The sequence below is a fragment of the Hoeflea sp. genome, from assembly GCF_039975035.1.
Taxonomy (GTDB): Bacteria; Pseudomonadota; Alphaproteobacteria; order Rhizobiales; family Rhizobiaceae; genus Hoeflea.
Genome location: NZ_JBDWHW010000241.1, coordinates 21255 through 43369, shown reverse-complemented (window position 1 = coordinate 43369; position 22115 = coordinate 21255). Strand labels below are relative to the sequence as shown.

The 22115-nt window shown below is 59.7% G+C and carries 24 protein-coding genes and 1 tRNA gene; 7 read left to right on the top strand and 18 right to left on the bottom strand.

Annotated elements, in window-relative coordinates; translation table 11 throughout:
* Positions 1-24 precede the first annotated feature (24 nt).
* The 4 genes from ABJN75_RS21520 to argH all read right to left on the bottom strand — a co-directional run bounded on the left by ABJN75_RS21520 (position 25) and on the right by argH (position 5737).
* Positions 25-2586, bottom strand: a complete 2562-nt coding sequence (locus ABJN75_RS21520; RefSeq protein WP_348441700.1) for a TIGR02302 family protein — start codon at positions 2584-2586, stop codon at positions 25-27.
* A 161-nt stretch (positions 2587-2747) separates the two neighbouring features.
* Positions 2748-4016, bottom strand: coding sequence for a diaminopimelate decarboxylase (gene lysA / locus ABJN75_RS21515; protein ID WP_348441663.1), 1269 nt, complete (start codon positions 4014-4016; stop codon positions 2748-2750).
* A gap of 9 nt (positions 4017-4025) precedes the next feature.
* Positions 4026-4217: a lipoprotein gene (locus ABJN75_RS21510; protein WP_348441662.1), complete on the bottom strand. Its 192-nt coding sequence runs from the start codon at positions 4215-4217 to the stop codon at positions 4026-4028.
* A gap of 119 nt (positions 4218-4336) precedes the next feature.
* A complete protein-coding gene (argH, locus tag ABJN75_RS21505; protein ID WP_348441661.1) occupies positions 4337-5737 on the bottom strand; it encodes an argininosuccinate lyase in 1401 nt (466 codons plus the stop codon).
* 21 nt (positions 5738-5758) lie between these two features.
* On the opposite strand from argH, the gene ABJN75_RS21500 reads away from it, so the two are divergent.
* Positions 5759-6433, top strand: a complete 675-nt coding sequence (locus ABJN75_RS21500; RefSeq protein WP_348441660.1) for a TlpA disulfide reductase family protein — start codon at positions 5759-5761, stop codon at positions 6431-6433.
* A 72-nt stretch (positions 6434-6505) separates the two neighbouring features.
* On the opposite strand, the gene ABJN75_RS21495 is transcribed toward ABJN75_RS21500, so the two are convergent.
* The 9 genes from ABJN75_RS21495 to ABJN75_RS21455 all read right to left on the bottom strand — a co-directional run bounded on the left by ABJN75_RS21495 (position 6506) and on the right by ABJN75_RS21455 (position 12927).
* Entirely contained in the window at positions 6506-6709 is a 204-nt protein-coding gene (locus ABJN75_RS21495; protein ID WP_348441659.1) for a DUF2892 domain-containing protein, read from the bottom strand.
* A gap of 183 nt (positions 6710-6892) precedes the next feature.
* Positions 6893-7363 (bottom strand): DUF4442 domain-containing protein, encoded by a 471-nt coding sequence (locus tag ABJN75_RS21490; protein WP_348441658.1) that lies wholly within the window; start codon positions 7361-7363, stop codon positions 6893-6895.
* Between the two features lie 8 nt (positions 7364-7371).
* Positions 7372-8253 (bottom strand): 3-hydroxybutyryl-CoA dehydrogenase, encoded by an 882-nt coding sequence (locus ABJN75_RS21485; RefSeq protein WP_348441657.1) that lies wholly within the window; start codon positions 8251-8253, stop codon positions 7372-7374.
* A gap of 129 nt (positions 8254-8382) precedes the next feature.
* Positions 8383-9312, bottom strand: coding sequence for an electron transfer flavoprotein subunit alpha/FixB family protein (locus tag ABJN75_RS21480; RefSeq protein ID WP_348441656.1), 930 nt, complete (start codon positions 9310-9312; stop codon positions 8383-8385).
* A 23-nt stretch (positions 9313-9335) separates the two neighbouring features.
* Entirely contained in the window at positions 9336-10085 is a 750-nt protein-coding gene (locus ABJN75_RS21475; RefSeq protein WP_348441655.1) for an electron transfer flavoprotein subunit beta/FixA family protein, read from the bottom strand.
* 234 nt (positions 10086-10319) lie between these two features.
* On the bottom strand, positions 10320-11099 hold the full coding sequence (locus ABJN75_RS21470) for a rhomboid family intramembrane serine protease (protein WP_348441654.1): 780 nt from the start codon (positions 11097-11099) through the stop codon (positions 10320-10322).
* Positions 11100-11149: 50 nt separating this feature from the next.
* Positions 11150-11728: a cob(I)yrinic acid a,c-diamide adenosyltransferase gene (locus tag ABJN75_RS21465; protein ID WP_348441653.1), complete on the bottom strand. Its 579-nt coding sequence runs from the start codon at positions 11726-11728 to the stop codon at positions 11150-11152.
* A 71-nt stretch (positions 11729-11799) separates the two neighbouring features.
* Positions 11800-11997 carry a twin transmembrane helix small protein gene (locus ABJN75_RS21460; protein WP_348441699.1) on the bottom strand — a complete coding sequence of 66 codons (198 nt, stop codon included), beginning with the start codon at positions 11995-11997 and terminating at the stop codon, positions 11800-11802.
* An 87-nt stretch (positions 11998-12084) separates the two neighbouring features.
* On the bottom strand, positions 12085-12927 hold the full coding sequence (locus ABJN75_RS21455) for an SDR family oxidoreductase (protein ID WP_348441652.1): 843 nt from the start codon (positions 12925-12927) through the stop codon (positions 12085-12087).
* A gap of 125 nt (positions 12928-13052) precedes the next feature.
* Between ABJN75_RS21455 and ABJN75_RS21450 the strand changes: the two genes are divergently transcribed.
* Both ABJN75_RS21450 and ABJN75_RS21445 read left to right on the top strand, forming a co-directional pair.
* Positions 13053-13889: a YihY/virulence factor BrkB family protein gene (locus ABJN75_RS21450; protein ID WP_348441698.1), complete on the top strand. Its 837-nt coding sequence runs from the start codon at positions 13053-13055 to the stop codon at positions 13887-13889.
* A gap of 94 nt (positions 13890-13983) precedes the next feature.
* The gene (locus ABJN75_RS21445) at positions 13984-14271 is read left to right on the top strand and encodes a hypothetical protein (protein WP_348441651.1); all 288 of its coding nucleotides are present in this window, start codon (positions 13984-13986) and stop codon (positions 14269-14271) included.
* Between the two features lies 1 nt (position 14272).
* Here the strand turns inward: ABJN75_RS21445 and gluQRS are convergent, their stop codons facing one another.
* Positions 14273-15193, bottom strand: a complete 921-nt coding sequence (gene gluQRS / locus ABJN75_RS21440; protein ID WP_348441650.1) for a tRNA glutamyl-Q(34) synthetase GluQRS — start codon at positions 15191-15193, stop codon at positions 14273-14275.
* A gap of 78 nt (positions 15194-15271) precedes the next feature.
* Here gluQRS and ABJN75_RS21435 point away from each other — a divergent pair, with 78 nt between their 5' ends.
* Together ABJN75_RS21435 and ABJN75_RS21430 are read left to right on the top strand one after the other, a co-directional pair.
* Complete coding sequence (locus ABJN75_RS21435) at positions 15272-15919, top strand: DNA-3-methyladenine glycosylase (RefSeq protein WP_348441649.1); 648 nt, start codon at positions 15272-15274, stop codon at positions 15917-15919.
* 116 nt (positions 15920-16035) lie between these two features.
* Positions 16036-16593, top strand: a complete 558-nt coding sequence (locus ABJN75_RS21430) for an HNH endonuclease (RefSeq protein ID WP_348441648.1) — start codon at positions 16036-16038, stop codon at positions 16591-16593.
* A gap of 68 nt (positions 16594-16661) precedes the next feature.
* Here ABJN75_RS21430 and ABJN75_RS21425 read toward each other — a convergent pair whose 3' ends face one another.
* Entirely contained in the window at positions 16662-17138 is a 477-nt protein-coding gene (locus ABJN75_RS21425) for a disulfide bond formation protein B (protein ID WP_348441647.1), read from the bottom strand.
* Positions 17139-17188: 50 nt separating this feature from the next.
* Positions 17189-17770, bottom strand: coding sequence for a YqaA family protein (locus ABJN75_RS21420; protein ID WP_348441646.1), 582 nt, complete (start codon positions 17768-17770; stop codon positions 17189-17191).
* Between the two features lie 184 nt (positions 17771-17954).
* Here ABJN75_RS21420 and ABJN75_RS21415 point away from each other — a divergent pair.
* Positions 17955-18039: transfer RNA gene (locus ABJN75_RS21415), tRNA-Leu, on the top strand.
* 282 nt (positions 18040-18321) lie between these two features.
* Here ABJN75_RS21415 and ABJN75_RS21410 read toward each other — a convergent pair.
* On the bottom strand, positions 18322-18609 hold the full coding sequence (locus ABJN75_RS21410; protein ID WP_348441645.1) for a hypothetical protein: 288 nt from the start codon (positions 18607-18609) through the stop codon (positions 18322-18324).
* Between the two features lie 549 nt (positions 18610-19158).
* Between ABJN75_RS21410 and ABJN75_RS21405 the strand changes: the two genes are divergently transcribed.
* A complete protein-coding gene (locus tag ABJN75_RS21405) occupies positions 19159-20838 on the top strand; it encodes an AMP-binding protein (RefSeq protein ID WP_348441697.1) in 1680 nt (559 codons plus the stop codon).
* Here the strand turns inward: ABJN75_RS21405 and ABJN75_RS21400 are convergent, their stop codons facing one another.
* Positions 20839-22113: a GNAT family N-acetyltransferase gene (locus ABJN75_RS21400; RefSeq protein WP_348441644.1), complete on the bottom strand. Its 1275-nt coding sequence runs from the start codon at positions 22111-22113 to the stop codon at positions 20839-20841.
* Between the last annotated feature and the right edge of the window lie 2 nt (positions 22114-22115).

Below are 22115 nucleotides of genomic sequence, written 5' to 3'. Positions count from 1 at the left end.
TCAGCACCCAGGTTCAAACAGATATCACTGAAGATCGAGCAGGCGTTCCAGATAACGCTTTTCGATTTCCGGCGACAATTGATCGCCCAGGCGTTTGCGAATCGCGTCCAGTATCTCGCGGGCGCGCTGGATATCGATCTCGTCGGGAACCTTGACCCGGCCGCCGAAATCCGGCCCGGTGGTCGAGCGCGGCCGACCGAGCGGATCGCGATCATCAGCCGAGCGATTGCCGTTGCGGTCCGGCCCCTGGCCTTCTGCCTCGCCCTGCTGGGCTCCCATCGCCTGCATCATCTGGTTCATCATGTCTTCGGCGCCCTGACGCAAGGCCTGCAGGGCACGGCCCTGATCTCCGAGCGCCTGTCCGGTTTCCCCCTGCTCAAGGTTTCCGGCCGCATCGCCCATGGCGTCACCGGCTTCGCCGAACCCTTCCGACGGATTGATGCCGAGAGCCTCAAGGTCGCTTTGCAACTGCCCGAGCGCGTCCCGCAGCTCCTGCTGGCTGCGGCCCAGGGCCCCCAGCATGTCTTCCAGCGATTGATCGCCCTGTCCCTGCTGACCCTGATCCTGGCCCGAACCAGGCTGCTGCTGTCCCTGTTGCTGGCGGTCGCGGCCCTCTCCGGACTGGCTCTGGCGATCACGATCGGCACGCATGGTTTCATCCATGAGTTGCTGCTGCTTTCGCATCAGTTCTCCCAGCTTGTCCATCTGCTGGCGCATCGGACCGCCTTGCTGCTGCGGACGCTGCTGCCGGCCGGCCTGAAGATTGTTCATCATGCGCTGCAGTTCCTGCAGCATCTGCTGAGCCTGGTCGCGGGCGCCGGATCGGGCCAGATTCTCGATCTGGTCAAGCATGTTGTCGAGATCGCGCTGCCGCAGCATGTTTTCAGGCGTCGCCTGCTGATTCTGGCCGTTCTGGTTGGCCGGATTCTGGCGTGCCAGTTCACGAATATAGTCTTGCATGGCGTCGCGCAGCTCATCCATCAGCTGAGCGATCTCTGCATCCGTGGCCCCGTTTTCCAGCGCTTCGGCCAGCGCATTCTGGGCGTCGCGCAGACGTCGTTCGGCCAGGGACAGGTCGCCGTCTTCAAGCTGAAGGGCCACGCCCCACATATAGTCGATTGCCGCGCGCAAATCCTCATCCGAACGGGCGTTCTCAAGACGACCCCGGACCGATTGCAGCAACAGAAAGTGGGTCAGGTTGGGAATGGTTTCCTCAGGGGCGATGGTGAGTGCATCATGCAGATCAAACACTCTCGGGAGATTGTTGGCGTCGAGCGCCAACACACCGCGTTGTTCGACAACCGCGCCCGCAAGCGGTTCGGAAAACCGGCGTCCGGGCAGAACCGTCTCAAGCGTCTCGCTGCGGCCTTCCTGTCCGGCGCCATCGGTGGCGATCAGGGTTATTCGCACCTTCTGACCGGCGAGCGGATGCTCGGTCAGATCGTGGCTGGAAACCGCCCGGTTGTCCTGCGAGGAGCGCCGCGGCAGCGTGAGCCGGTATTGGGGCGGATCAAACAATGGTCGAGCGTCAGGTGCCGGTTCGGATGCAGACACGATCTCGGCTTCGGCTGTGGCAATTCCATGGTCATCGGACAGCGTATAGGCCAGCTCCAGAGCACCATTGGTTGCCCGGCGCGGCGTTTCAATGAAGGCCGCGACCGGTGCTTCATCGGCAATGACATGAATGGCAAATTCGGCTGCGGATCGCCCGGCGTTGATCTTCAACCGGCCATCGGCGTCGGGCTTGAAAATCCAGGTCGACCCGTTTGAGGATGCAGCCTGGGCGGGATGGGTTGCATTGGCCTGCTCCACCGGGCTCAGCGACGTCTCATCGGGTCCCCACATCACCTGTGCATTTGCGTTTTCGCCGTCGCCGCCGATGCGGATGGTTATCTCGCTGCCTTCGATGGCGCCGACGGTCTCACCGTCAGGACGGTTGAGACCTGTCAGGAACACCGGCGCCTGATTGACATAGGATGGCGGCGTAATCCAGGCGTCGATACGGATGTCAGGCAGGCCGTTCTCCACATGGCTTGTGAAGGCGTCCCCGGGCCGGCCGGAATTGCCAGAGAAAGAATAGCCAAAGGCTACAAACAGCAAAAGTGTGATTGCGACCCGGATGCCCCAGGGATCGTGCATCGGCAGGCTCGAGCGCGGCAGGCCGGTTTCAAGCGCTCCGATCTGTTGCGCCATGCGGCGGCGGTGTTCTTCCCAGAGCGCGCGTGCGAAGGGGCCGGCGGCTTCGATCCTGTCGTCCTGGGTGGCAATCGCCTGATTGGCGATCTTGTTTTCCGCTTCCAGACGGGCGTCGATTTCACCGCGGTCGGGCGAACGGAACCGCGTCAGTGGCCAAATTGACACCAGCAACCCGACTGCGAACAGTCCCAGCAGCATCAACCGCAGCCAGTCCGGAACAATCCGGAAAATGCCGAACCAGGACATGGACATGAAAACTGCGATGATACCGAAGAGCGGTGCGGCAAGTGTGATCAGGCGGCCAAGCGAGAGATTGAGGCGCATTCGCAGACGGCCAAAGGCAACCGAGCGCCGGGTCTCGTCGCCAGGGTTCTCTGGGGGCTTTGTCATGCCGTCGGGTGTGCCTGCCATGTCATCTTCCTTCAGCGTCAGACAAGAAGATAGCAGCCTTTGCGGCCAAGGCGAGGCCTGTGACATAAAAGTGAGGCAGGATTGCCTCCGTCAGTGAAATATTACCGGTCTGACGAAGACAGGACAAAGCTGGACCGGGCTCAGTCGAGCCAGGCGGGCACTGAATCGAGGCCGATCAGGTCGTCATAGGAGGGCCGTTCGCGCACGACGTGGAAGCGGTCGCCATGGACCAGCACTTCCGGGACAAGAAGCCGGGTATTGTAGGTTCCCGCCTGAACCGCGCCATAGGCGCCAGCGGAACCGACGGCGATCAGATCGCCGGATTTGAGCGCCGGCAGTTCACGGTCTTTGGCGAGATAATCGCCGCTTTCACAGACAGGACCGACGATATCGGCGCGGATGCGCGGGGCGCTTGCAGCCGACAGTCTGACCGGCCGGATTTCATGCCATGCTTCATAGAGGGTCGGCCGGATCAGATCGTTCATGGCAGCGTCGACAATGACAAAGGTCTTGTCGCCGCCGTCCTTGACATAAATGACTTCGGACACCAGCACACCAGCATTGGCAACGATCAGCCGGCCCGGTTCGAGAATGATCTTGCAATCGAAATCGCGCAAGCGGGCCTTGACCATTTCGCCATAGGCATCAGGATCGGGCGGCGCAGCATTGTCATCGCGATAAGGCACGCCCAGGCCACCGCCGATATCGAAATGACTGATGGCATGGCCATCCGCGCGGAGCGTGCCGATGAGTTCCACCATCAGCTTCAACGCGTCATCGAATGGTTGCAGCTCGGTGATCTGGCTGCCTATGTGCATGTCTATGCCGGTGACCCGCACCCCGGGAAGACCTGCTGCATGTTTGTACGCTGCCCGGGCGCGCTGCCAGGAAATACCGAATTTGTCCTCCTTCTTGCCGGTGGAGATCTTGGCGTGAGTTCTGGCGTCGACATCGGGATTGATCCGGAACGAAATCGGCGCGACCTTGCCCATCGCCAGTGCGCGGGCATTGAGCAGCTCAAGTTCGGGTTCGGATTCGATGTTGAAGCAGTAAATGTCGGCGGTCAGCGCAGCATCGATCTCGCGCGCGGTTTTGCCAACACCGGAAAACATGATTTTCGAGGCGGGAATTCCGGCGGCCAGCGCGCGCCGCAGTTCGCCCTCCGAGACCACATCCACGCCCGATCCGAGCTGCGCCAGGGTTTTGAGCACCGCCTGGTTGGAGTTGGCCTTCATGGCGTAGCAGACCATCGAATCGATATCGGCGAAGGCGCCTGAAAACACCTTGTAGTGCCGGGTCAGAGTCGCGGTCGAATAACAATAAAACGGAGTGCCGACCTGGGCTGCAACGTCGGGCAGGCTGACGTCTTCGGCGTGCAGAACGCCATCCTGATATTCAAAATGATTCACCGGGCGCGCCTATTCGAGCAAACCGTCAAGGACGAAACGCCGTTCCTTGGCCGGAGCGGGATCAGTTGCCGCATCTGCCGCGTTTGCCGGCACCACTGCCACACCCGGGCGCTCGAGCGGACCTTTGCGCCCACAGCCCGACAGGACTGCTCCGGAAAGGGCTACCGCGCATATGATTTTGATCCAGGGACCGGTCGTCATTCGCTGTTCCTCACAATAGCCCGATATGGCTTTACACTTCGCATGGGGCAGGCTGGCCTACATACAAGTTTTCGGTGCGATGTGCACCCCGTTTTGTCCGCCGAATCGCGGTGGCGGTCTCAGCTTTGCGCCCGCCACCAGGCGATTTGTTTGCGAACCTGCGAGGGTGCCGTGCCGCCAAAGCTCTGACGGCTGGCGACCGACGCGTCGACGGACAGGACGTCAAAGATTCCGTCGGTGATCGCAGGGTTGATGGTTTGCAACTCCGCAAGCGACAATTCGGCGAGTTCGCAGCCTTTTTCCTCGGCCATGGCGACAGCGTGTCCGGTGGCGTGATGGGCATCGCGGAACGGCAGGCCCGCTTCGCGTACCAGCCAGTCGGCAAGGTCGGTGGCGGTGGAATAGCCTGATCCGGCGGCCTTGCGCATCTGATCCGTGCGAATCGCCATGTCCTGCACCATGCCGGTCATCGCGGCGATCGACAGCTCCAGGCTCTCGGCTGAGTCGAAAACCTGTTCCTTGTCTTCCTGCATGTCCTTGGAATAGGCGAGCGGCAACCCCTTCATGATGGTCAGGAGCGCGATCAGCGAACCGTTGATGCGGCCGGTCTTGGCGCGCACCAGCTCCGCTGCATCGGGGTTTTTCTTTTGCGGCATGATCGAGGAGCCGGTGGAGAACGCGTCGGAGAGCCGGACAAAGCCGAATTGCGGCGTCGACCAGATAACGATTTCCTCGGCCAGCCGTGACAGGTGAACCGCACAGATCGAGGCGAGTGACAGAAATTCAAGCGCGAAATCGCGATCGGACACGGTGTCGATCGAATTGCGGGTGGGTTCGCGAAAGCCGAGAGCCTTGGCTGTCATCTGCCGGTCGATCGGGAAGCCGGTACCGGCAAGGGCCGCGGCGCCGATCGGGCTCTCGTCCATATGTTCGATGGCATGGCGCACACGCTGGCGGTCACGGCCGAACATTTCGACATAAGCCATGCAATGATGACCAAAGGTGACCGGCTGCGCCGACTGGAGATGAGTAAAGCCGGGCATCACGGTGTCGGCATGCAGGTCCGCCTTGTCGAGAAATGCCGTGATCAGCCGGGTCAGCGCCGCTTCGGTGCGGATCAACTCTTCCTTGACCCAGAGACGGAAGTCGAGCGCCACCTGGTCATTGCGCGAACGAGCCGTGTGCAGCCGTCCGGCAACGGGCCCGATCAGTTCCGCAAGTCTGGATTCGATGTTCATGTGGATGTCTTCGAGTTGGCGCGAGAAGACAAACCGGCCTTCTTCGATCTCTGACAAGATTGTGTTCAGTCCGTGAGTAATCTTGTCGCAGTCTTCGCTCGAAATTATGCCAGTCTTGGCAAGCATGGCCGCATGTGCGAGGGAACCGCGAATATCCTGGGCATAGAGCTTGCGGTCGAAATCGATACTGGCGTTGATTTCCTCCATGATGGCATCTGGTCCGGAGGCAAATCGGCCACCCCACATCTGGTTTGACGCCTGTTTGTCCTTATCTGTCGACATGAGCCTGCCTTGGAGTTTGTCATGAGCCAATCGCGCAACCGCCTGTCCACCGCCACCCTGGTCGCAATCGCAATTGCGTTGGGCGCTGTTGTGGGGGCTGCCGGGATATACTGGAAAGCATCGCCCTCTGGCAATGCGCCTGCCACGGAAAGTCTCGCTGCTGCCGAAAACACGGCGTGCAAGGCCGATCCCGAGATGCTGGCGAAGCTGAAGCCGCTCGCCAAAGGCGAGGTCGCTGCAATGGGTATTCGGGAAAAACCGGTGGTGCTCCCGGAACTGGGTTTCGTGTCCGAGCAAGGCGATGCAATGACGCTTGCCGATTTTGCCGGTCAGGCGATGCTGGTCAATCTGTGGGCAACGTGGTGCGCGCCCTGCCGCGCGGAGATGCCAGCCTTATCGGAATTGCAGGCGGAGCTGGGCGATGACGGCTTCAAGGTGTTGGCGATCAACATCGATACTGGCGATGTGGCGAAACCGAAGGCTTTTCTGGACGAGATCGGTGTCGCCAATCTGGGGCTTTACCGGGATGCGTCGATGGACGTGTTCAATACGCTGAAGAAGGAAGGGCTGGCGTTTGGACTTCCGGTGACGCTGATTGTCGGCAAGGATGGCTGCATGATTGGCGCCATGAACGGTCCGGCGGAATGGGCCAGCAAGGACGCCAAGGCTCTGGTTGGCGCACTCAAGGGAAGTTGAAAAACACTGGGCCCGGACGGAAATTCCGCCCGAGCCCTCGGTATTGCGCGTTAAAGTGGGTGACTTTGGGTGTTAGCTGCACGCGCAACCCGGTTTTACACCCATTTTCTTGAAGACCATGGCTGCCGGGCAAAAGCCGGTGAATGAGGACTGGATCAGGTTGAACCCGACGAAAACAGTCAGCCAATGCCAGTAGGGCGATACGTACACAGCAAGAGCCACGGACACGAGCACCATAAATCCCGCGAATATCAGTATTACACGATCAAGCGTCATTTCGATTTCCTTTACGCGATTCGGGGCCTTGCCCCGCCGCCAGGTGTCCTGGCGGCTTCAAACTGAACCCATATATAGCAATTTAAGATTCTATATTCAATATGTTTTATATAAATGATGTGACATTGACGTCATAGGCCAGCAGGGCCGTTTGTCGAGAACAATGCCAGGAATTTGCTTTCGTTACCCGCTTATGCGGTTTCTTGTATCTGGCTTGCGCCTGATGTGCAGGGTCTTGGTGACGCGCGCGACAGGATCGCCGTCGGTGTTGACGATCTCGACCGGAAAGCTTCGAAGATATCTGGCGCCGTCTTCGGTCGTATTGGCGCGGATGTCGTCCAGGGCTTCATTCGTGAGACGGAACCGGGCTGCGACCGTGCCGTGTCCGGGCCGCAGGAATTCGATCCCTGCGGATTTGTCCCAGACCGTGTAGCTGCGATCAAGATTGCGCATCACCATCAGCATCCAGAACGGGTCGGTCATGGCAAACAGCGAGCCGCCAAAATGACAGCCGACATAGTTCTTGTTGTAGAACCGTTCGCGGAGTTCGACATCGACCGCGCGGAAATCATCGCTGATGTGCATGATCCGGATGCCGGCACCCAGCAGCGGCGGCCACAGGTTCATGCTGCGGCGGAGCGATCTGGCTTTCATTGACCGGTTTACCGCGTGGGAACAGGGATATCGCCACGATAGTCATAAAATCCGCGGCCGGATTTGCGGCCAAGCCAGCCGGCCTCGACATATTTGACCAAGAGCGGGCAGGGCCGGTATTTCGAGTCTGACAACCCGTCATGGAGGACCTGCATGATCGACAGGCAGGTGTCCAGCCCGATGAAATCGGCCAGTTGCAGCGGCCCCATCGGATGATTGGCGCCAAGCTTCATGGCGGTGTCGATGGCCTCCACCGAACCGACGCCCTCATAGAGGGTATAGATTGCCTCGTTGATCATCGGCAGCAGGATACGGTTGACGATGAAGGCGGGGAAATCTTCGGCAACGGTAATTGTCTTGTCGAGGGTCTCGATGAAGGCACGTGCGGACTTGAAGGTGGTTTCCTCGGTGGCGATGCCGCGCACCAGTTCGACCAGTTTCATCACCGGCACGGGGTTCATGAAGTGAATGCCGATAAAGCGTTCGGGCCGGTCGGTCGCCGAAGCCAGACGGGTGATCGACAGCGATGAGGTGTTGGTGGCGAGGATCGCCTCGGGGTTCAGGACCGGGCAGAGCTGCTGATAAATCTTGCGCTTGACCGTCTCGTCCTCGGTCGCCGCTTCGATGACCAGGTCCATCGTCGCCAGGCCGTTCATCTCGGGGGAGAAGTGAATTCGGCCAAGCGCTGCTTCGCGCTCGGCTTCAGTGGTCTTGCCCGAGGCAACCTGCCGGGCAAGATTGCCGCTGATGGTGGCGAGCATGGCCTGCAAGGTGTCAGCGGAGACATCATGAACGTGAACATCGTATTCCGCCATGGCGCAAACATGGGCGATCCCGCCGCCCATCTGTCCTGCGCCAATGATGCCGACACTCTTGATCTGGTTGCCCATTTGTCCCGCCTGACTGATTTTAGGATGCTGCCGGGTGCCTATGTGTGAGGATGCCCGGGACATAAACCTAAATGGCCGGGCTGGAGACGTCCAGCCCGGCCATTGATCTTGCCGTCAAATTCTGACGGATCAAAGCGCTTTTTCAAGTTCGGGCAAGGCTTCGAACAGGTCCGCGACCAGTCCGTAGTCCGCCACCTGGAAAATCGGCGCCTCTTCGTCCTTGTTGATGGCGACGATGACCTTGGAGTCCTTCATGCCCGCCAGGTGCTGGATAGCGCCGGAAATACCGCAGGCGATGTAGAGGTCGGGTGCGACCACCTTGCCGGTCTGGCCGACCTGCCAGTCATTGGGAGCATAGCCCGCATCAACGGCAGCGCGCGATGCGCCGACGGCGGCGCCGAGCTTGTCGGCCACAGGCAGAATGACGCTCTGGAACTTTTCCGAGGATCCAAGCGCACGGCCACCCGAGATGATGATCTTGGCCGATGTCAGTTCAGGACGATCGCTTGTGGCAATCGCGTCCTTGACGAAGGAGGACAGGCCTGGATCGCCCGCCGCAGCAACGGTTTCGACAGAAGCCGATCCACCTTCTCCAGCAGCGGAGAACGACGCTGTGCGCACGGTGATGACCCGCGTGGCGTCGGTCGACTTGACCGTCTGCAGCGCGTTGCCGGCATAGATCGGCCGCTTGAACGTGTCAGCCGAGATAACCTCGATGATGTCGGAAATCTGCATCACATCGAGAAGCGCCGCGACGCGCGGCATGACGTTCTTGCCGGACGTGGTGGCGGGCGCCATCAGCGTGTCGTAACCGTCGGCAAGTGAAACGACGAGGGCTGCCAGCGGCTCGGCCAGGCGGTTGGCGTATTCGTCGCCTTCGGCATGGAGAACCTTTGACACGCCGTCAAGCTTGGCGGCTGCGTCGGCAGCAGCCTTGGCGTCCTTGCCGGCTACGAGAATATGCACGTCGCCGCCAATCTGGCTGGCTGCGCTGACAGCCTTTGCGGTCTGGTCGGACAGCGAGGCGTGGTCGTGTTCGGCTATGATGAGAATGGCCATGATAATATCTCCCTTTCCCGCGCTTACAGCACGCCTGCTTCGTTCTTGAGTTTGTCGACGAGTTCGGCGACCGAGCCGACCTTGACACCGGCCTTGCGGCCGCCGGGTTCCTCGGTCTTGATGACCTCGAGCCGGGCTGCGATGTCGACGCCGTAATCCGCGGCTGTCTTCTTGTCGAGCGGCTTCTTCTTGGCCTTCATGATGTTGGGCAAGGAGGCGTAACGCGGCTCGTTGAGACGCAGGTCGGTGGTCACGATTGCCGGCAGCTTGACCGAGATGGTCTGCAGGCCGCCGTCGACTTCGCGGGTGACGTCGGCCGTGCCGTCGCCGATTTCGACCTTGGAGGCGAATGTGGCCTGGCTCCAGCCGAGCAATGCCGACAGCATCTGGCCAGTCTGGTTGGCGTCGTCATCGATGGCCTGCTTGCCGAGAATCACCAGATCGGGGCTTTCTTCGCCGACAATGGCCTTGAGGATCTTGGCGACAGCAAGGGGTTCGACCAGCGTGTCTGCCTCGACCAGGATGGCCCGGTCGGCGCCCATTGCAAGTGCCGTTCGCAGGGTCTCTTCCGCCTTGGCAGGTCCGATGGAAACGGCGATCACTTCCGTGGCCTTGCCGGCTTCCCGAAGCCGCAGGGCTTCTTCGATGGCGATTTCATCGAACGGATTCATCGACATCTTCACATTGGCGAGATCGACGCCGCTGCCATCTGGCTTGACCCGTATTTTGACGTTGTAGTCAACAACCCGCTTGACCGGCACGAGAATTTTCATCGGTTTGCTTTCCTCACTTTGCTAGGCCTCACTGTTTCGGCCGTGTCCTGATTAGCCCGGATAATCCCGGCATCAGGCCGATAATCCGGATTTTGCTTGTGCAAACGCCACCCGGATAGCCGATTGGCGACATGGATACGCGATTTCTCTCCAAATTCAATCGCTGTTGCACAGGAGATTTTGCAATGCGAAATAAATGACGCGTACGTTCGCGTCAATTCCGGAGTGCCAGCACTAGCGTCCCCACTTCGGCGGAGGAGCCTTCGCGGCTGAGTTTTGTGGTTCCGGTTGCGGGGGTTCATGGATCACGGCTTTCGGGGTGTCGATGGTTCGGTCAAACAACGGAACGCCGGACCGGCGCAGGAACAGCACCAGAATCGCTCCGGCTATGATGCCGCCGATATGGGCGCCCCAGGACACCTCTCCGCCAAGATCGCTCACGACCATGAAGAATTGCATGCCGACCCAGAACACAAGCGGAATATAAGCAGGCAAGGGCAGCGGGATACGCCCCAGCACAAGCACCCAGACCCGTACCCGGGGATGAAGTAGGAGATAGGCAGCAATGACGCCCGCCACCGCACCGGACGCGCCGATCAAGGGTCCTTCGGAGTCCGGCAGAAGCAAACCGTGCATGAAGGCGCCGGCGGCGGCGCACAGGAAATAGAAAATCAGAAACCTGATGTGGCCCATGGCGTCTTCGACATTGTCGCCAAAAACCCACAGAAACAGCATGTTCGAGCCGAGATGGAACAGGTTCGCATGCAAAAAGCTGTAAGTGATATAGGTCGCGTCTTCGGGCACGAGAACGAGCGACGTTGGCAGTTCGACAATGTCGTGGACCACGGAGGGAATGAAACCCAGGCCCAGGAATGCGGCGTTGGTAAACTCGCTGTCTTCGCCTGAAAATCCGGTCACCACCCAGACAAGCACATTGATGGCGATCAGAGACCATGTCACCCATTGCAGCTTGATGTGCTTGAGGTCGTTGGAATCATGCAGTGGAATGAACATTTCGGATTCCCCCTATCGCCCTGGCTGCTCCCAAGCCGTTGGTGTCGAACCTAACGGTTTATACCAGGAACCCAAAGCACATCGGCGCGGCCATGATCATTGACCCAGCGGGCGGCAACAAAGAAAAAATCAGAGAGCCTGTTGATGAACTGGATCGCCGCCGGATTGACCGTCTCGCCGTCCTGAGCGGCGAGTTCGACCATCAACCTTTCAGCGCGGCGCGCGACGGTGCGGGCCAGATGCAGATGCGCGGCTGCTTCGGTGCCGCCAGGTAGGACAAAAGAGCGCAGCGGTTCAAGATCGGCATTGAGCGCGTCGATGTCGGCTTCGATCCTGGTCACCTGAGCCTCGACAATGCGCAACGGTTCATACTTTGCCTTCTCACCTGTGTCGGGTGTGGCGAGATCGGCGCCGAGGTCAAAGCAGTCGTTCTGGATGCGCATCAGCATGCCGTCGAGCACGGGAAGGGAGGATGTGTGCAGCCGCACCAGTCCGATGACCGCGTTGGTTTCATCGACGGTGCCATAGGCCTCAATTCGCGGGTCGTATTTCGCGCGCCGCTCACCTGAAACCAGACCGGTTGTCCCGTCATCCCCGGTTCTGGTGTAGATCTTGTTGAGTTTGACCATTGCGCATGCTTTCTGCCTGGGGCCGCGGGTTGACCCGGATTACGGAATACGCCCCATCCGAGGGGGTGTCGTCAACGGCCGCCGCCGGTGAGCCACAACGTGGCGACGATCAGAATGATGGCGACAAACTGCAAAAGTACACGGGCCTGCATCAGCTTGTTGGAGAGATTGCCCGAACCGCCACGCGCCATGTTGACCAGACCGCGCACCAGCACGGCCGCCACGGACAGCATGACGATGATGGACAAGACATAGGTGACGGACGACATCATGCGGTTTCCTTGAGCTGGTCTGTGGATGGGAACATAGGCTGTTTTTCAGGCATGTCCATTGTCAGGGCTGCTGGCGGGGAGGGTTCAGACCTGCCTCGCCAGCCAGGGGTAGAACAGGCGCGCCGGCAACAACCGGCGGGCCAGAACGCCCAGCCTGGCTTCACGGGTTACCGCGTAGTGGTAGCGTGGGCGGGACGCCGTCAGGGCATGACGCAGAACCTTGTGCACGGCCTCGGGGCCAAGCTTGCCGCTGTTTGACTGTTCCTGCTTTTCGAGGCGGTGCAACTGGTCCTGGTAATCCTGGCGGTGGACCGAGTTCCCGATGTCGATGTTGCGATGGAAATGCTTCAGCGCATTGGCCCTGAACCGGCTGACGATGGCGCCGGGCTCGATCAGGCTGACATGAATCCCGGAGCCCTCCAGTTCCATCGCCAGCGTGACCGACAAACCTTCCAGTGCGTGTTTGGACGCATTGTAAGCGCCGCGAAACCGCATGGGAACCAGACCGAGGATCGATGAGCATTGTACGATGCGGCCATGGCCCTGGGCCCGCATCACCGGTATGACCTTGCGCGTCAACTCGTGATAACCGAAGAAATTGGCTTCGAACTGGGCCCTCAATGCCGCGACCGGCAGGTCCTCGATGGCGCCGACCTGCCCATAGCCGCCATTGTTGAACAGCGCGTCGCAACGCCCGCCGGTGGCGGCCATCGCCTGCTCATGAAAATCGGTGATGCTGGCCGTGTCGGCATAATCGAGACGAAAGGCCTCGATGCCGTCGGCGTTGAGTTCCGAGATGTGGTCCTTCGTGCGCGCCGAAGCGATCACCTGCCAGCCCTCGGACTTGAGCGCGCGAGCGCAATAGGCGCCGATTCCACTGGAACATCCGGTCACAAGGATTGTTTTTTGTCGGGGCTCACCCATCATAATACGGACTGTTCCTGTTTCTGATAGGTTTTAAAAACCCGGATGCACGCAGGTGTGATAACGCCGGATCGGACAAACGGCAACAAGGCAGGGAGTCATCATTGCTACCGTTCAGAGCCGTCATCATGGATGCTGTTACTCATTTCAACAATGATGATGGCTGGGCGATGGCCAGTCACGTTGCCCTGTCGATTCTGATGGCGCTGTTCCCGTTCATGATCTTCGGAACGGCGCTGGCGAGCTTCATGGGCGCCGAAGCCTATGCGGAGACGGCCTCGCATCTGATTTTCGATACATGGCCCGAATCCATCGCGGCGCCGATCTCGCGCGAGGTGGTCAAGGTGCTCACGGTCGAGCGCGGCGGGTTGCTGACCTTGTCGGTGCTTGCCGCCGCCTTCTTTTCGGCCAACGGTGTGGAGGCGCTCAGAGTTTCGCTCAACCGCGCTTACCGGGTGACGGAATCGCGGGCATGGTATGTGACGCGCGCGCAAAGCCTGGGTTTCGTCATCATAGCCGTGATGGTCATCACCTCGATCAGCTTTCTGCTGGTCCTGGCGCCGCTGGTGCTGAAACTGGCGAGACAGTTCGCGCCATGGATGGGAACCCTGATTTCGGCGGTGGACAACTGGCGCATTCTTATCGCGGCCACGGTTCTGGTGCTGGGGCTGGTGTTTTCGCATCTCTGGCTGCCGGACGGCCACCGCCGGCTGATCGACGTGCTCCCCGGAATCGGCGTGACGGTGGTCGCCTGGATGGCAGGGGCCTTGATGTTTGCGAGCTATCTCCAGGAATTTGCGACCTATGTTTCAACTTACGCCGGTCTCGCCTCGATCATGATTGCCCTGGTGTTTCTCTATATCGTCGCGGCGATCTTCATTCTGGGTGCCGAGTTCAATGCGGCGATACTCAAGGCGCGCCAGCGTGCCAGAATGGAGCAGGAGAGCGCGAGCCCCGAAGGTTAATTATTAAGCCAGATTCACGGTCAGCCACCCGTTCCACGTTTACCATGCTAGATTCCCTGCGGTGCCAAGGCGCACCTGAACAGGAGATTGGTTGATGTTTGCCGGGCTGTCTTCAGACATGATTCTGTACTTTGTCGCATTGTCGATCGCCGCTTCGTTTTTTGTCGGCAACGCCATGGATTCGGTGCTGGGCGCATTGGGTTTTGGTCCGTTGGGCAACATGCTTGTGTTGCTGGCCGGCTTCATCATTGGTCTCAATCTGGTGGATGTCATTCCTTTCGGGCATGTTCCATCGGCGATGATCATCCCGGTTGCGATTGCCGCTGCTTTCACGGTCCTGTTCCTGCTTGCCATCATCAAGCGGATGGTTCGGCCGACATAAATCAAGCCTCAGAATCCAGCCTGGCCATGGCGATGATATCGGCCGGGGTTGCGCCCTGTTCGCGCCATGATGCGATCGACGTCGCGTCTTCACTCTTGGAAAGCTTCCGGCCACCGGTGTCGAGGACCAGCCCGTGGTGACGGTAACGCGGGACTGGCAATCCAAGCAATTGCTGCAGCAAACGGTGCACAGATGTCGCCGCGAACAGGTCTTCCCCGCGAATCACATCGGTCACGCCTTGAATGCTGTCATCGATGGTTACCGCCAGATGATAGCTTGTCGGGATATCGCGCCGGGCCAGAATGACGTCGCCCCATTCTGCCGGAGTTGCTGTTATTTTGCCGGTTTCACCGTTCGGTCCGGCTCCCAATTCGTCCCAACACATCGACCCCGCGAGGCCGGTGAGTGTTGCCTTCATGTCCAGCCGCCAGGCATGCGGTTCACCATCGGAAATGCGCTTGGTGCGTTGCGCAACCGTCAAAGTGCGATCGTCGCCGGGATAATGCGGCGCGCCATCTGGATCGCGCGGCCAGTTTCTACCGCCGGCTTCGGCTTTGCGCACCCGTTCGGCTGCTTCCGTGCGGCTCAGAAAGGCCGGATAGATCAGATCAAGCTTGCGCAATTCGGACAGCGCCGTCTCGTAATCGGAAAAGTGCCGGGACTGACGACGAACCGGGCGGGGCCATTCAAGGCCGAGCCAGGCGAGATCCTCAAATATCGCCGTCTCGAATTCGGGCCGCGCCCGTGTAAGATCGATATCCTCGAGCCGCAGCAAGAACTTGCCACCATTGGCGTGGGCGAATTGCCAGTTGAGAAGCGCCGATCTGGCATGACCGACATGGAGCAGTCCGTTCGGGCTGGGGGCGAAGCGGACAATCGGAGTGCTCAACCCCGCGTTGGCTGTGGCGTTGGCGTTTGACATAGTGTTTCATGTCATTTTTTTCCGGTCTCGTCACCGGGCAACCCGAGCGGTATGCATCACGTGCCAGGAAACAGCGACATGCGCCGTATCGACAGCAGCGAGGATATTGCGGAGGGTCTTTCGGCGTTGGCGCACTGCGATTCGCATCTGGCGCGCGCCATCGCTCTGGCTGGACCTGTTCCGTTGAGACGCAAACCACCTGGCTACGCGGCACTCGCGGAAATCATCCTGTCGCAAATGGTGTCGAAAGCCAGTGCCAATGCCTTGTGGCGCAAGCTGGAACTGGCAGCGGGAGAGATCAGCCCGGCGTCGGTTCTCAATCTGTCGCCCGAGACGCTGAGGGCAGCGGGCCTGTCGCGCGCCAAGGCCGAGACATTGCAGCGGGTCGGCAAGGCGGTGCTTGCCGGCGAACTCGATCTTGAACACCTTTGTGCGCTTGATGGTCTCGAGGCGATCGGCGCGATGACGGCGATCAAGGGCGTCGGACCGTGGACCGCCGAGGTCTATTTGTTGTTCTGCGCCGGCCATCCCGACATTTTTCCCGCCGGTGATGTGGCGTTGCAGAGTGCGGCCGCGCATGTGCTGGGTCTTGAGGTGCGGCCGCAATTGAGGGAGCTGTCGGATCTGGCCGCCCGGTGGAGCCCGTGGCGCGGCGTGGCGGCGCGGCTGTTGTGGGCCTATTATGCCGAAATCATGCGCCGCGACGCCACCCCGCTCGGTGCCTGAAGCCGGTCTGATTGCGCCCAGAAAATCATTTCAAAAGCAGGTGCTTCACAATACTGTCATGACCAGCCTAATATGTTGCTTGCAGATGCCGAATCGCACTCGCTCAGGAGAGCCGCTTGACGATTTTTGTATCCCCGCAGTCCTTGCCAGCGCTCGTCCTGAACGCTGATTACAGGCCTTTGAGTTATTATCCGCTGTCGCTGTGGTCGTGGCAGGATGCGGTCAAGGCCGTCTTCCTTGATCGGGTGCAAATCGTTGCGGAATATGATCAGGCTGTGTCTTCCCCGACATTTTCGATGCGGTTGCCGAGCGTGGTCTGCCTGAAGACCTACATCAAGCCATCACGCTTCCCGGCATTCACGCGGTTCAACCTATTCCTGCGCGACCGGTTCGAATGCCAGTATTGCGGATCGCCGAATGAGCTGACCTTTGACCATGTGATCCCGCGACGCTGCGGCGGAGAGACGACCTGGGAAAATGTGGTGGCGGCGTGCTCCCCGTGCAATCTGAAGAAGGGCGGTGCGATGCCCAAGCAGGCGGGCATGATCCCGCGCCAAAAGCCCTACCAGCCCAGTGTGCAGGACCTGCACAACAATGGGCGGATGTTCCCACCCAACTTCATGCATGAAAGCTGGATGGACTATCTCTACTGGGATGCCGAACTGCAGCCGTGATGTGATTGACGTCGCGCATCCAATGGAGTGCGCATAAGACGCTGCATCACTTTATAAGCCTGTGCAGATCAGCCTTTCGCCAAGGCGCCGCGGAAAGCTAATGCAGCGAGTGCGGCGCTGGCTAGCACATTCCAGCCGGCGAATGACAGTCCCAAAACGCGCAATGCGGCGGCATCGCAGGAGGGCGGCTTTTTCGAGGTGAGATCGCCAAGCAGCGATCCGGCGTCAGTGGTCACCGCGTCTGCGGATGTCGCGCAGGATGCGGGGCCCTGCCACCAGTGCCATTCGACGCCGGAATGGTAGATACCGAGCCCGAGGCCGTACAGCATCAGCAATCCGCCGACGCCGAGCAGACCACGGACCGCCCATGAAGGCCCCCCCGCCGCCGAGATCAGCGCGGCGATCAGCATCAGCGGGGCGCCTATGTAATAGGGAGTGCGCTGGGTCAGGCACAGGGCGCAGGGAATGTAGCCGCCCATATGCTCGAACCCGAGCGCCGTGCCCACGACAATCGCCATGGCTGCAGCCAGAAACAGCGCCGTCATGGTTCTCGTCCGAGGGCTTGCGGGATGAGAGAGATCAGAAATTGACATGATCAAAACACATATTTGATTGCATAGAATCCGCCGACGAGAAGCACCATAAACAGGGTGAAAAGAAGGCCAAGATATTTTTCGATGAAAACCCTGATCGGTTCGCCGAACCGGGACAAGAGCCAGGTTACCAGAAAGAACCGGAATGAGCGGCCAATGATGCTGACGGCTGCGAAGACAGCCAGATTGAGACCGGTAGCGCCTGAAAAGATTGTCAGGACCTTGTAGGGAAACGGTGTAATCGCCGCAAAGAGCACGCCCCATCCGCCCCAGGTATTGTACCATTCGGAGATTTTCTCGAACTTGTCGGCGGCGCCATAGGTCTCGAGCAGCCGAACTCCGATGCTTTCGTATAAAAACATACCGATGGCATAACCGACAAATGCGCCTATGACCGATGCGATGGTGCAGATGAGGGCCAAGCGCAACCAGTTCCGCGGCTTGGCAAGAGTCATCGGAATGAGCAGCACGTCCGGCGGAATCGGAAAGAACGAACTTTCCGCGAAAGACACCGAGAACAACGCTTTTTCGGCATGCCGCGTAGCGGCCAGCGACATGGTCCAGTCGTAAAGTCTGCGAAGCATGAAGAACCTTCTTCTCGGGCAACGGCAATGGCTGCGTCTTAATTGGAAAGCGGGTCCGGGTAAACAGCGGGAAGCCGGAGCCGTTCGATATTGGTTTATGACGGAAGAATTCCTGAAAAAGCGTTTGACCGGAACAAATCGCCGACTATAGTCCCGCCGTCCATGCCGGTTCGACCGGCGTGTTGCCCCTTTGGCGGAATTGGTAGACGCGCCGCACTCAAAATGCGGTTCCGCAAGGAGTTCCGGTTCGAGTCCGGAAGGGGGCACCATTTCCTTGTGTTGCCACGCCGCCTACGCGGTCAATCGTTTTGTTTTCGAACCGGCAAGGAAGTCTGGTCCGGGCCATATGGCGGCTGGACCGAAATGGAAAACAACTGGACCTCGGCGCGGAGTTCTGGTTTCGACTTCAATCCGGTCAGCTTATCGGTCATTTGGGTGGCTGCTTCAGGGTTGGGGCCATGTTTGCCCGGTCGATCCAGCGCAATCTGTTCCCGGCAAGTCGCCCTGACCAGCGTCACGCGCGTTATTTCTGGCTGCTGGCAGGGTGTTCCCTAATTCTTGTAATGCTCATCAAGATATTGAATCCAATGATTAAAATTGCTTTCAAGGGCATGCAGATCGCGATTCACTTCATCCTTGACACCCGTCCAGAGAGCCCCATCCTTTTCGGCCAGCTTCTTGGTGAGTTCACCTGACTTGCCGCGAATCGCATCGGCTTTTTCAGACACGTCAGGCGCGGGGGGCTTCGCGCCAAACAGTGCCCGGAGTTTTTCCGCCAATTGGGTTTCCAGGGTTTGGACTCTCTGCATTGCTTCCGAAATATCCTTGCTCTCGCGCATCAGGTGGAACTCCTTTGAAAAATTGAAAGAATGCGAACATTGGGCAGGCGGCGGCTGAAGCTCAACTCCGGATCCACCGCCAAGCCTGATTAAGTTGATCGGGACGGAAAACCTCGATGGCGTCATAGTCGGTCTTGGTTCACTTGCCGCCGGCACGAATACCAATCGTGTTGCCGTTGCTTTCACTCATAAACTCAATCACTGGCTTTCCTCCGTTTCAAAGCGAAAAGTACGCCCTGTAGCCAACCGCGTGATCTCCAGATATCCACGAAATTAATGTTCAAGTTTGGCGAAGATATGGAATGATAGCGTGATCCCGGTCCGTCGCCTTGATGGACATCAATCCATGTCTGCGAGTTTCGGGGATGGAAACCAGCTTGAATCCGGGCTGCACCATATGTTCATGCCGGACCGGTCCGGCGGTTAAAATGCTGGACCTCTTCAAACCAAACCCAACGCCTGATAGGGATTGCCGACCCATATTGTCTTATCGCCAATCAGTCTCGCTGCGGGCGGACCGAGGCGTTCGTGCAAGGATTATCATTCATGCTGTTGCCGGCCGGACAGAGTCTTGATGACATCGCCTCGCGTTTCGAGTGGGACGTTCCTGAATTCTTCAATATCGGCAGTGCCGTATCCGACGCTTGGGCAGAGCGCGATCCCGGGCGGATCTGCCTTGAGCATTTCAATCCTGACGGGGCGCCGGACCGGTTGAGCTATGAGGAACTGGCGCGGCGTTCCAATGCGTTTGCAAGGGGGCTCAGGTCTCTTGGTGTGCAAACCGGGGATCGAGTGGCGCTGATGCTGCCGCAAGGATTTGAAACGGCCATCGCCCATGTCGCGATTTACAAGCTGGGCGCCATCGCCGTGCCGCTGGCGCTGTTGTTCGGGGTTGAGGCCGTTGAACACAGGCTGGCCGCCTCCGGCGCCAAGGTGCTGGTGACCACTGCCGGGGGGCGGGACAAGGTGATTGCCATCCGGCAGCGTCTGAGCGGGCTTGAAGCCATCATCGTCGCCGGAGACGATGCCGGAGATGAGGCCCTTGATGATGCAGATGCTGAGATCTGCTTCAGCAGGCTGGAGAATGGTCATTCAGATGCGCCGGTCGCGATTGAGACCCGAGCCGAAGACCCTGCGATGATGATCTTCACCTCCGGCACGACCGGTCCGCCAAAGGGCGCGTTGCACGGGCATCGTGTGCTGATCGGCCATATCCCGGGGGTTCAAACCCACCATGAATTCATGCCGCAACCCGGCGACAAGCTGTGGACGCCGGCGGACTGGGCCTGGGCCGGCGGCCTGCTCAATGTGCTTTTGCCCGGGTTGATGCTGGGTGTTCCTGTGGTTTCGTCCAGGGCGCAGAAGTTCGATCCGGAACTGGCCTACCGGATCATGGCGGAGATGGAGGTTCGCAATGCGTTCATTCCGCCAACGGCGCTGAGAATCATGCGCACCGTGTCCGATCCACTGGCGCGCCACCGACTCGGACTTCGCACGATTGGATCCGGTGGCGAAGCGCTGGGCCGTGAAACCTATGAGTGGGCGAAAGCGGTCCTGGGACTGACCATCAACGAGTTCTATGGCCAGACCGAATGCAATCTGGTGCTGGCATCCGCTGTCGGGCTGGGTGTCAGCCGTGGCGGCGCCATTGGCAAGCCCGTTCCCGGGCACCAGGTCGCAATCATTGATGATCAGGGGCATGTTGTTGCCGACGGGATCTCCGGCCAGATCGCCGTCAAGCGTCCCGATCCGGTCATGTTTCTGGGCTATTGGCAAAACGAAGAGGCGACCGAAGCCAAATTCATCGGAGACTGGATGCTCACCGGAGATCAGGGCGTTCGAGACAGCGATGGATATTTTTCATTTTTCGGCCGCGACGACGATGTGATCACGTCTTCCGGTTACCGGATCGGACCGGGCGAGATCGAGGATTGCCTGACCGGCCATCCCGCTGTGGCGCTGGCCGCGGTTGTGGGCAAACCCGATCCCATGCGCACCGAAATCGTCAAGGCCTATATCGTGGTCGCGCCCGGGGTTGAGGCGGATGCGGGTCTGGCTGCGTCGGTTCGCGATTGGGTCAAGATCCGGCTGTCGGCGCACGAGTATCCGCGTGAGATCGAATTTGTCGACAGTCTGCCCCTGACCACCACCGGCAAGGTTATCCGGCGGGTTCTCAGAGACCGGGCGATTGACGAGGCAGGTATCCGAACGACAGCAGACGAGACCTGATTAGCGGCGGGCCATGCCGCGTATTTTTTCCCGCAGAAGCCGGGCTATATTGCGGGTGTTGCGGTAGATATGGAGCTGGGTTGCGACCTGCCGCACATCGCGGTCATGCTTGGGATCAAGACCAATGACCATTGTGCCCATCTTTTCCCGCTCCGTCCACATGCGGCTCATCACCGGATGATCCGGCACCGCGCAGGAATCGGTGCGCAGAATGTTGGGATCATCCAGATGCCACTCGGTGAGCCGGTCAACCAGCAGCTTGCCCGGCGAATAGCGCGCATAGGTTTCATCATAGGCGGTTTTCCAGGTCCACGCCTCGCCGGATGCGACGAACACGATCATTGACGCAATCGGCTCGCCATCGAGCGCCAGGCTGTGAATGCGCACGCTGTCGGTTTCGGCGAGACTGTTGATCGCCTCCCGGGCAAAGGCCGCGCGATAGCGGTCGGCAACCATTGCGGACTTGCGGCGGCCTTTCCAGCCCGAGTCCTCAAGCGTCAGGAACTCCTCGAGGTGGAAGCGGACTTCTTCGGGCTGGCGGGCCACCGTGTAGGTGAGTTCTCCGTGCTCGGACAGGCGGCGCCATTGCCGGCGCATCTCGTGGCGGTGACGCCGGGAAACCGAATGGGCGAGATATTCATCGACGTCCAGCGTGCTTTCCAGAAATGGCCGCTCAAGCTCGTCGGTGACGACGACTGAAAGATTGCGGCCCGCGGCAACAGCGCGCATCAGGCGAGCCACGGGACCGTTCAGCCGCATATCCGGCAATACGAGGATGCCGGGCAAGCCGGAATCAGGCCGGCCAAGCGCTTCAAGCATGTTGTCGAACGTTTCGGCGGCATCTTCACGATCAAGCAGCGGGGTGCCCAATGGACCGAAAGGATTGGCCCAGGCGCGGATAATGGAAGCGCCGACCGAAAATCCGGGTTTTTCGACCGAGAACGGCAGCATCAGCCGCATGCGGGAATGCGTTTCGGTTTCATCACGCATCAGCATGAGGCGAATGACCCTGTCTTCAAGCCTTGGCATTGCAGGTGCCAGGAAGCGGCCCGAGAAGAACACATTCGGTTCCAGGGCCCGGTTCGTCAGAAAATCAAGTTCTTCCTGCAGTTCGTAGCCCGCGCGTGCGGGATAGATTGCCAGATGCCTGCCCCGGCGGCCGACAGCGATTTCGTGGTCGGGCAGCGGGCGGGCAGTCTCGACATCGGCGAATTCGCCAATCAGCGTGTTGGCCTGGCTCGCGACTTCTTCGTGAGTAATGGGACTGGAAGCCATGA